At 49.2% G+C, this 10,438-nt stretch carries 10 protein-coding genes and 2 pseudogenes; 11 read left to right on the top strand and 1 reads right to left on the bottom strand.

All coding sequences use genetic code 11. The features are described from left to right. Positions 1-289, bottom strand: a pseudogene (locus H610_RS0108355) (transposase); the annotation flags it as partial. 77 nt (positions 290-366) lie between these two features. Here H610_RS0108355 and H610_RS26110 point away from each other — a divergent pair. From H610_RS26110 to gmd, 11 genes and pseudogenes are all read left to right on the top strand, one after another. Next, positions 367-594: pseudogene (locus H610_RS26110) on the top strand (Wzz/FepE/Etk N-terminal domain-containing protein); the annotation flags it as partial. A 99-nt stretch (positions 595-693) separates the two neighbouring features. Then, positions 694-1,578 (top strand): GNVR domain-containing protein, encoded by an 885-nt coding sequence (locus H610_RS23550; RefSeq protein WP_330216823.1) that lies wholly within the window; start codon positions 694-696, stop codon positions 1,576-1,578. A gap of 57 nt (positions 1,579-1,635) precedes the next feature. After that, the gene (locus tag H610_RS0108345) at positions 1,636-3,204 is read left to right on the top strand and encodes an MBL fold metallo-hydrolase (RefSeq protein WP_051231604.1); all 1,569 of its coding nucleotides are present in this window, start codon (positions 1,636-1,638) and stop codon (positions 3,202-3,204) included. Next, positions 3,201-4,277: a hypothetical protein gene (locus H610_RS25425; protein WP_152529072.1), complete on the top strand. Its 1,077-nt coding sequence runs from the start codon at positions 3,201-3,203 to the stop codon at positions 4,275-4,277. The genes H610_RS0108345 and H610_RS25425 overlap by 4 nt, the downstream gene beginning before the upstream one ends. A gap of 6 nt (positions 4,278-4,283) precedes the next feature. Then, on the top strand, positions 4,284-5,228 hold the full coding sequence (locus H610_RS24860) for a glycosyltransferase (protein WP_084166409.1): 945 nt from the start codon (positions 4,284-4,286) through the stop codon (positions 5,226-5,228). Positions 5,229-5,243: 15 nt separating this feature from the next. Beyond that, positions 5,244-6,065: a glycosyltransferase family protein gene (locus H610_RS25420; RefSeq protein WP_152529071.1), complete on the top strand. Its 822-nt coding sequence runs from the start codon at positions 5,244-5,246 to the stop codon at positions 6,063-6,065. Continuing rightward, positions 6,056-6,682, top strand: coding sequence for a hypothetical protein (locus H610_RS25415; protein ID WP_152529070.1), 627 nt, complete (start codon positions 6,056-6,058; stop codon positions 6,680-6,682). Before H610_RS25420 ends, H610_RS25415 begins: the two co-directional genes overlap by 10 nt. Further along, entirely contained in the window at positions 6,679-7,704 is a 1,026-nt protein-coding gene (locus H610_RS25410; RefSeq protein ID WP_152529069.1) for a hypothetical protein, read from the top strand. The genes H610_RS25415 and H610_RS25410 overlap by 4 nt, the downstream gene beginning before the upstream one ends. Next, on the top strand, positions 7,691-8,842 hold the full coding sequence (locus tag H610_RS25405; RefSeq protein WP_152529068.1) for a hypothetical protein: 1,152 nt from the start codon (positions 7,691-7,693) through the stop codon (positions 8,840-8,842). The genes H610_RS25410 and H610_RS25405 overlap by 14 nt, the downstream gene beginning before the upstream one ends. Next, complete coding sequence (locus tag H610_RS25400) at positions 8,839-9,486, top strand: methyltransferase domain-containing protein (protein WP_152529067.1); 648 nt, start codon at positions 8,839-8,841, stop codon at positions 9,484-9,486. Before H610_RS25405 ends, H610_RS25400 begins: the two co-directional genes overlap by 4 nt. Positions 9,487-9,512: 26 nt before the next feature. Continuing rightward, positions 9,513-10,438, top strand: a 926-nt coding sequence (gene gmd, locus H610_RS0108335) for a GDP-mannose 4,6-dehydratase (RefSeq protein ID WP_028239242.1), incomplete at its 3' end; no start/stop codon positions are given.

The following is a 10,438-nucleotide window of genomic DNA, read 5'->3' as shown; positions in this document are numbered from 1 at the left end:
GTTCTCGGGCAAAGAAGGCCGAGGCCTTTTTTAGCAGTTCGTTGTCCTGCTTCAGTTGGCGAAGCTCCGCCTCAAGCTGGCGGATTCGTTGCTGCTCCGGCGTCAAAGGCTTGCCGATTCCAGGTTGCCCCGAGAGCTCGGCCTCATACTGTTGGAGCCAACGGCGCACAGCCGTTTCCCCCAGGTTCATGTCTCGACAGACCTGCGCAACGCTCAGGCCCTGATCCTTGATCATCTGGACGACTTGCAGCTTGAAGCTGACATCGAAGGATCGACGTTTACGGCTCATGAATGACTCCTCGTTTCAGTGGATTTTCCACCTATCGAGGTGTCCGCGGGAATTGAACCACCGCAGAGCTTGGTGCGGCGCTTTGGAAGCAGCGGCTTCTGATCGCCGGCATTACCTTGCTCGTGGGCGCCATCGGCGCGGTCTACGCTTTCCTGGCGCCTCGCCATTACAGCGTACAAAGCGTGTTGAGGCCCGCAGCCATCAAGGACCTCGATGAGCTCAACCACACCGGCGTCTACGAGCTGTCACCTGGACAGGCCCTAGCCAAGGTCGCAGCCGCGCTGGACTCCTATGAGAACCGCCTGAACTATTTCAGCGACAAGCGAGAGCTCCTTGAGCCCCTGACGCGGGAGGGGCGCGCTTTCGAGCAGACGTTCGAGGCCTTCAACGACTCGGCGTTCAGGATGTTGCGGCCCGACCCCAGGCAGCAAGAGGCCGGCACGCCTTTCGTCGGGCTACAGCTGACGTACCCTGAAAACATCGATGGTGTCGAAGTCCTCAACGGATTCGTCGCCTATTCGATCGAAGCGGTCCGCCGCCAGATAGCCGCTGACCTGAACACGCTGATCAACAACCGGCTGGGTCAGCTGGATCGAAGAATCGAAGCGGCTCGAGCCAGCTACGAGGCGAGCAAGGAAATCAAGATCGCCAAATTGAGCGAGGCGGACAGCCTCAAGCGTGCCTTGCTCGAAGACGAACTCAAGGCCTTGAGACAGGAATTGAAAGCCCGCCGCGAGAACCGTATCCAGCAGCTCGACGAAGCCATCAGGATCGCCAAGGCGCTTGCCATCACCAAGCCCACCACCCCGTCATCCCTGGGAGAGAGTGAGCGAAGCGTGCAGGGGAGCGTCGTCCGCACCGAGATCAACAACCAGCAGATCCCACTTTATTTCATGGGAAGCGATGCGCTTAAGGCAGAGCGCGACGCGCTGTCGCAGCGTTCGTCCGACGACTTCACAGAGCCACGCATCGCCCAGATCGACAAAGAACTGCAACTGCTCGAGCACAACCGCGAGATCGAGGTGCTGGAAAGCCGGGAACGTGAGGACCTGTTCCTCAAGGGGCTGGCCGCATGGCGAGAAGAGGCCGCACGGCTGCGGGGCATTTCCGTCGACGCGTCCGATCTGAACCTGGTTACGGTCGACCAACGGGCCATCGAGCCCATGCAGCCGGTCAAGCCGAAGGCCGCGATGATCGTCGTGCTCGCCCTGCTGCTGGGTGCGATGCTCGCGATTTTCGTCGCACTCATAAGAAGTCTGGCAACGCGTCGCGTACAATCCCCGATTTAGTCGAGCGCGCCTCCGTTCATCAATGCGGAGGTATCGGCATTTGATTGAACAGGGGCCATGGATATGCCGGCTTCACGAGCCACCCTCGCCAATGGACTGACAGCCAACTTCCCAACCATCGAGCACCACGGCGCCACCGACGGCGTGACGGGCTCCTGCCACCAGCTGCACATGGACGAGCGCTCCAGCGTGCTGATCGACTGCGGCCTGTTCCAGGGCGCGGAAGCCTCCTCCGGCGGCCGCGCTGGTGCCGATCGGCTGGACATCGAGTTCCCCATCGATACCGTCAAGGCGCTGATCGCCACCCACGTACATATCGACCACGTGGGCCGCATTCCCTATCTGCTGGCCGCCGGCTTCGACGGGCCAATCCTGTGCAGCAAGCCCTCCGCGAAGCTCCTGCCGATCGTCCTCGAGGATGCCTTCAAACTCGGTTTCAGCCGCGACCAGAAAAAGGTCGAGCAATACATCGCGCTCATCGAGCAGCGCATCATCGCCCTGCCTTACAAGCACTGGTTCACCCTGGCGGACACCGACGAACTCCATGCCCGCATCCGCCTGCAGCGCGCCGGCCATATCCTCGGCTCCGCGTACGTAGAGATCGACCTCAAGTACCCCAGGACAGGCGCCACCAAGCGCATCGTATTTTCCGGCGACCTCGGCGCACCACATGCGCCCATCCTGGTTCCGCCCAAGCCTCCCTATCGGGCAGACATCGTGGTGCTGGAAAGCACCTATGGCGATCGCTTGCACGAGGACCGGCGCACTCGCCGCAAGCGCCTGGAGGCGGTCATCGCCCAGGCATTGGAAGACAACGGTACGGTGCTCATCCCCGCATTCAGCGTCGGCCGTACGCAGGAACTGCTGTACGAACTGGAAGACATCATCTACCGCGCCACGCATCCCAACTCATCCACCCAACCATCCCCTCTCCCCCCCGGGGAGAGGGCTAGGGTGAGGGGCGAAACAAACGAAACCAGCCACCCCGAAGTCGACTGGCCCCACCTCCCGGTCATCCTCGACTCGCCACTGGCCACCCGCTTCACCCAGGCCTACCGCGAACTGAAGCCCTTCTGGAACGAAGAAGCGCTTGCGCGCGTCAAAGCCGGCCGCCGCCCGCTATCCTTCGAGCAACTGATCGCGATCGACAACCACGCCGACCACCTGCGGATCGTCAAGCACCTGGTGGACACCGCCCGACCGGCAATCGTCATCGCGGGCAATGGCATGTGCTCCAGCGGGCGCATCGTCAACTACCTGAAGGCCATGCTCGGCGACAAGAGACACAACGTGCTGTTCGTGGGCTACCAGGCCAAGGGCACGCCCGGGCACGCGATCCAGACCTTCGGGCCCAAGGGCGGCTATGTGGATCTGGAGGGAGAGCGGTTGGATATTCGTGCCGGAGTCACAAGTATTGGCGGGTACTCGGCGCATGGGGACCAGAAGGATCTGGTCGGATTCATCACCCGGATGCGGGAGTGGCCGAGTGAGATACGGATTGTGCATGGTAGCCAGAGCGCCAAAGCGGCTCTTTCAACGGAGCTAAGGTTATGGACTGAATTCAAATTCAAAGGAACAAAAATAACGGTGGCCGTCACTATTCCTTCATCTGAAAAAACAGAATGATTAATATAAAACTAACCCGTGGATCTTCTGCTTTTCATGGCGCAATACCTCCGGCAGAGATGATATTTTTAATTTTTATTTTTGGAATTATAATACATATAAAATTCATTATGTATTTTTTGGGTGCTTCATTAGTGGTTATTGGTTATGGAGCCAATAGTGATCTTTTTACTCATGGCATCGCGTCAGAAAACATTTATATTGGCTTGATTTATTATGCCACCTTTATGTTTGGCGCTATGGCAGGGGCTCGAGGGAGCACTTACTGTCAGTCAGAGTATAAAGAAATGATTGATAATTTGCATATTGCGGCTGGTGGGATGCTGCTGGTCGCTGTGATGTTTTTCAATGTCAATGCATTAATGGCTTCCTTGATAGTGGCTTCACTCTATGGGGCCTCTCGAAAAAAAACCTTCCCCATACTCTTTCTAATACTATTTTTAATATTCTTGGAAGGGGTGCTTGACGAGCTGAAAAGAGATTCATATTTGCCGATTGTCTGGGTCGCATCTTATATTTTGGGAGTTATTTTCTTTAAAGGCGGAATTTCCGGGTTGCGCTTTCTAATAACATTTCCAACTTTTGTCGTTTTAGCTGCGTTGTCTTTGTACCTTGGAAAATATACAGCCAATGGGCTTTTGGTTAGGCTAGTTGAGCAAGTTGCTCCATCAATATGGGGCAATGCATCATTCTCTCTTGCTTCCTATTTCGATGTTAATGGAGCATTGTCTGGCGCACCATTGCATCGCGTCGTATTAATGGAAAATGGGACGTGGGGGCCCCAATTCCAAGTTTCCTATCTTTTTCGCAGACAAGGACTTGCCCTCCTTCCGATATATTTTTTAATAAGCTTTATGTTTGGTATGTTTTTGCGCTGGTTGCTTTTGTCCTTTAATGCCTATTCTGCTATACGATCCGTTCTTAGTATGTATGGTCTAGTGTATTTGTCTACTGGTTTGCTGACGGAAAAGCCTCAGCTTCCAACTCCTATATTTATTGTTTTAGTAGGTGCGTTAATATTCGAAACGATGATTAGAGCTTTTTTTAGGAAAACAAAAGCTGCGGTAGGTTAGTTAGAGATGAGAACGGAAAAAAGAGAGATAGATAGCGCTAGTGCATTTAGGTTTTGGTTGCTTTTTTTTCGCTGCCTTTTATTGGGAATAGAGCGATTCGAAAAAGCAAAGGGTGTACTTTGGGGAGGCCATGGCTGGATTCTAGACAAAATATGTCGGGAGGTTTCTGCGGCTAGGGCGCAATCCCAGGGATTGCCTACCCTTGTGGCTACGGAAGAACTTTTTTATGTAATAGCATTGCGCTCTTTTATTTTAGGAGACCGAACTAGGAAATTTCACCTTTATTTCACTCATCCCAAAGAAATATTTTTACCCATAGCGCTGCGGAAGTTGCTTTTGAAACGCGTAGAGGTTGTTTTTATACAATCTTTGGCGCACAAATCGTACCTTCAAAGCTTCCTGCCAAGTGATTGCAAATTTATTGAAACATGGGGTGCTGTTGACAAGCAGGAAATTCGGATGGCTTTTGCTAAAACCATTCGCCCTTGCAAGAAAATACAGTTCATTACGGTCGGCCGTTATTATAAAAGGAAAAATGCTGAAATCTTATCTCTATGTGCAGATGCGCACCCTGAAGTCGATTTTTTAATCATCGGAGAAAATTGGCCTAAAAATATAACGGATAGATTGAATGTGAGATCTATAGAACATGTTGAGTCCGTGTATCCATATATATTAGAGTCGGTGGCTCTGATCGCGCCGGGCTCTATTGAGGGTGGTCCCTATCCACTTTTAGAGGCTGCTGCATGCGGGGTACCCGTAATTGCATATCGTACGGGTATTGTTGAGTCGCCAAATTGGAATTATCAAGCGACATATAGATTTGATTCCGCTTCCGAGCTTATGGCTATCGTGGAATTCTTCAAACATTCAGATCTCCAATGTCAGCCTTATGATATTGATGATTGGGGTCGGTTTTCGCAGCGCTTCGTAAACTTGGATGAATATTAATGGAGGGGGCAGGGTATGGATCGAGTAAATTTTTATATAGGAACGTCACAAGAAACGCAGCTTCCATATGAGTTATTGAGCAGAAGCATATCAACTCATTGCAAGGGCGCTAAGATTTTTCCTTGCCCGGTATATGCCTCGGCGACGAGCGATAAGTGGTCAACGCCATTTTCTTTCAATAGACTTGCCATTCCTTTTCACAGTGAGTTTAATAAGGCGGACATATCTATATATATTGATAGCGATATGTTGGTTTTGGGCGGCCTTGAAGAAATGATTGATATTGCTATGCAATATCAGATTTCTATATGTAAGCATGTTGGTTTTAGAGGTACATCATCCGTGATGACATTCAATTCAAAACGCCTAAATAAGGAGGAATTCCATCGTGCTATCGATGAACAGATTAAAAATGGCGTTAAATCAGTTGATGATGTGGTTCTTTCTTTGAGGCCTTCGATTAGCATTCCCTCTACTTTTAACTCGCTAGATTGGGTTGATGAAAACACTAAGATTGTGCATTTTACATATATGCCAACTCAGCCGTGGATTAATAAAAAAAGTAGGTACTTTAATTTTTATAAAGATCATCTTCGCGAGGCTATTATGGCTGAGGGGAAAGAGAGCCTCTTAGCCAAAACTTTGGCAGCGGCAATAAATGAGTTCTATGTCCACCCGGCTTTGGCTGAGTTAGTAAGCAGTGATTTGCCAGTTAGACGCGCTTCTTTTTTTATTCCTTACTGGATTGGATTAAGCGGCAGGGTTGTTCCTCAAACACTGTATAGATTTTATCGTTTTTTTGGAAAGTATTTCTGGGAAAAGAAAAGTTGCGCCTAGTAAAAGATATTTATTCAATAAAATTATTGTTGAATCTGCTTGCGAGGAGGCAGGCGGGTAATGACCTCTTCATACAGGGAGGCTCGGTAGGAGAGTTGGCCTTTGGTATATGGCCTTTTCGAGCGTCTAATTTTATACGCCGCGCAGTGGCCTTTTTTAATCTAAAACTTGATAAAAGCCAGCACGATGATTTTTCGTTTCAAGAATTGCGAAATGAAATTAAAGCGCTAAGGGGAATTCCAAGCATCAATATGGCTGAGCTAGAGAAATTGGCGCATGAAAAGAAGCTAATTTTTATTGCTCAAAATTTAAATGAATATTTTTGCGTTAAATGCGAGTGTCGTTTATTAAACACTTTGGCAGGTTGTTGTGACGTAATCGTATTGCATCCCATATTGAATGGAAAACCTCAAAAAAAATATAAAAACTTTTCTAATATAGTCTTTGGTATGCGAGAAATTCCGTTGGATACGGAAGGTGATTCGATCTATATATCATTATTTTCGACTGCCTTGTTGGGCGATGCAATCCGGAGCAGAGCTTTAAGACTTGTACCTGGTCAGCAGGCCTGCCTTTGTGCTACGTGCCTGCGTAATAGGCGGCAGCTAAATATATGAATCCGATTGTAATAAGGCATCTATTCTTTAAAGGGCTGCTGCAAGCCTCCGGGTTTGCTTATCCGATTGTCGCAGCTTTGACTGCATCGCCGCACGCTACCAGTTTAGTATATATTTTTACTGCTGTTGTTATTATAGATGGAACATTCCAAAAAGTTTCGGAAAAAAATATAACTTCTCCGGGCATCATTCGCTATGATCTGGCATTTATATTCAGCGTTGCGTTTTTTGGAATAATTAGTGGTTGGGGATGGACTGCGCTGTTGGGGAGTTGGCTTGGCGCATCTTATATAGTTGTTATTGTCTTTGTGGCTGTCTGTGGCAGAGTGGCTGGATTCGCCATGGATATATACTATAAAGTTCTGCTGGCCCTTCGATTGCTGCTTTATTTGCCTTTACTTTTCCCGGGAGGAGCTCCCGACTTTTTGTTTGAGCAAGCGTTCAAAGCTTCTGGATGGGTTGTGCTTGGAGGATGTGCATTGCTCACGGTAGCTCTAATTTCAGAAAATAAAAATATGCTCTTATGGTGTTTGACAGCAGCTGTTCCAGTTGTCACGCGCCGTATTGACCTATTAGTGTTAGGTGTAATTGGGGCGCAGGATATGCTTTTGAATTCGCGCCTCACCTATTCTTTAGCAGCTATTCCTCTTGCTTTTATTGGTAATATAAGGTTAATCCTTGGTAGGCGAGCTTCATTTTCTATTATGCTTGTGGTCTTTGTTTTATTTGCGCTGGGGTGTTTTTTTATAGGATTTTACTTGGATAAAATATTTATCCCTGTGTTTGTTTTGTTGTGTATGGCAAATATTATTTATTTGTTATATGTTGAGCGTTTTCAGTATGGGTGTATTGAGCGCAACATGCCGGGGCTGTTATTAAAGAATAATATATTTTATTTTTTGTTGGTTTTTTCTGTTAATTTGTTTTGCGTTCTTGTGGGGGCGCCCATAGGGGGAATCGGGGAGCTGCTTGCTATCATTTTGCTTTCAATTTTGGTGCGTTTTTCCTATGCAAAGCGATAAAGAATTAAAATATATCTCTACACTATTAGATGTGGAGGAACTGTTCGTTAAAAGAGGATGTAAAGATAAATTAAAATATTCGCATTTTCTGATAAAGAACTATGATATTTCAGGGTTTTGGTTTCGCAGGGGGCTTATTTTGCCCCCTCCCCAAGATGGTAGACCTCTGGCTGGATTTCGAGGTGCTTTTTGGCTTGTGTTGTTTTTGCCGTTAATAATTTTGTGTACTCTTTTTTTTAGACTGAAGACTTCGTGCTGCTCTTCGGTAATAGTGGTGCCTTCTCGTGGGTGGCCGATTAAATATCCCGGTTTACTACCTTTGTTGCGGTTTTTGTTTTTTTCATCGAAACAAAAGCCGGACAGTGTAAATTGGATGGCTGCTGCGGTTGATATCCAGCGGCAGCATGGAGCTGCAAAAATAATATCTTTTCCTGTTTTTCTTTTGCATTTTGTTTTTTTTAATAAGAGTGCTTGCCTGCCTCATCTGTCTAAAGGCGATGTGTTGGCGCTTCGTGAAGGCCTTGTTTCATTTTATTGTCAGGAAGTTCTGCTGAATCTTTTTTCCTACAGCCGCGTCGGTTGGGGGCGGCTCGCCTATGAAGATGTTCTTTGGTGTTTTGATAAGTTAGAAAAGATTCCAATAAGTAGTCTGGCTGGTAAAACAAAATACGAGCAGTGCTCGATTCAAAAAGATAATCTGGAAGGAAAAATTATATTTATTGGCCAAATACCTAGTGATAAATCTATTAGGCAGTGTTATAGGTTTAGCTATATTTCAGCGCTGTACAATTTCAAGCGGCTTGCAGATAGGCTACGTTTGAAGCCAGTAGTCAAGATACATCCATTATTGGGCGGAAGGCGTAGGGCGGAATTCAAACATGAGTGTGAGAGGCTTGGTTTTGAATTTATAGAAGATGATATCCGATGGATTGTGAGGGAGGCTAAAATTGCCACAGTCTGTAGTGGTGTTGGTATTGAAGCCTTAAGTGTAGGAAATATTCCTTATGTATTAGGCGAGCCTTCTTATGCTGATTATTGTTATAGGGTTCGTTTTGCTATGGATGAGATTTATATTTTTGAGCCAGACTTGCCGCAGTCCGATTTTTTTCTCCCGTTTAAGGAGTGTGCTTTTAAATGATTTATAGACGCAGAATAGACTACTTGGGCGCGAGGTCTAGTGCTATTTTGGATTTTTGCCGGGATAAAGTGGTTTTCCATTTTGGCGCTGCAGATTGGCCCGACACCCTTGGAAAGGGGGCTAAAGGTAATCTTTTGCACCAAAAACTTTCCGAGATTAGCTCAAAGCTTTATGGTGCAGACTTAGAGCCGGCAGGTGTCCAGTGGCTGGCCCAAAATGGATATGAGGTTTCTCGAATAGATATATGCCGAGATGACTTTCATTTGCCTTCGGATGTTCAGGTTGTAATATTCGGAGAAATTATCGAGCATTTGGATGATGTTGGTGCGGCCCTCTGGCGCTTGCACAAAGGTATGCCTGATGCTGCCAAAATTGTGACGACCACGCCGAACGCTTTTTATGGGCAAAACTTCTTCAATGGGGTGATGGGGGTGGAGAATCAGCATCCTGACCATGTATGTTTATTCTCGCCAGTCACTTTGGTATCTTCTTTTGAGCGGGCCGGTTTTAAGTGTGAGCAGCTTGCCACTTGTAAGCTGGATCGTGGTGGGAAGGGGAAGATTTCCCAAAGATTTTGGAGTGCAGCAGCGTCCTTTTTCCCATCATTGGGCGAAACGATATACGCAGTATTTTCAAAGAAATAATCTTTCTAGTGTTTCCTGAATTGCATATGAAAAAACGCGCGCTCATCACCGGTATCACGGGTCAGGACGGCTCTTACCTGGCGGAACTGCTGCTGGAGAAGGGCTATGAAGTGCACGGCATCAAGCGGCGCGCCTCGTTGTTCAACACCCAGCGGGTCGATCACATCTACCAGGACCCGCACGCCAAGAACCAGAACTTCGTCCTCCACTACGGCGACCTCAACGACACCTCCAACCTCACCCGCATCATCCAGGAAGTGCAGCCCGACGAGGTCTACAACCTCGGCGCGCAGTCCCACGTGGCGGTGAGCTTCGAGGCCCCGGAATACACCGCCGATGTCGACGCCCTCGGCACCCTGCGCATCCTCGAGGCCATCCGCCTGCTGGGGCTGGAGAAGAAGACCCGCTTCTACCAGGCCTCCACCTCCGAGCTGTACGGCCTGGTGCAGGAGATCCCGCAGAAGGAAACCACGCCCTTCTACCCGCGCTCGCCCTACGCGGTGGCCAAGATGTACGCCTACTGGATCACCGTGAACTACCGCGAGGCGTACGGCATGTACGCCTGCAACGGCATCCTCTTCAACCACGAGTCCCCGCGCCGCGGCGAGACCTTCGTGACCCGCAAGATCACCCGCGGCCTGGCCAACATCGCCCAGGGCCTGGAGCCCTGCCTGTACATGGGCAACCTCGACTCGCTGCGCGACTGGGGCCACGCGAGGGACTACGTGCGCATGCAGTGGATGATGCTGCAGCAGGAGCAGCCGGAAGACTTCGTCATCGCCACCGGCGTGCAGTACTCGGTGCGCGAGTTCATCACCTGGGCCGCCGCCGAGCTGGGCCTCACCCTGCGCTTCGAGGGCGAGGGGGTGGCCGAGAAGGCCTACGTCGAACACATCGAGGGCGACCTGGCGCCGGCGCTGAAGGTCGGCGACGTGGTGGTCTGCGTCGACCC

The sequence above is a fragment of the Stutzerimonas azotifigens DSM 17556 genome (assembly GCF_000425625.1).
Lineage (GTDB): Bacteria > Pseudomonadota > Gammaproteobacteria > Pseudomonadales > Pseudomonadaceae > Stutzerimonas > Stutzerimonas azotifigens.
The sequence above is the reverse complement of the archived record's forward strand: the minus strand, read 5'-3'. Positions and strand labels throughout refer to the sequence as shown.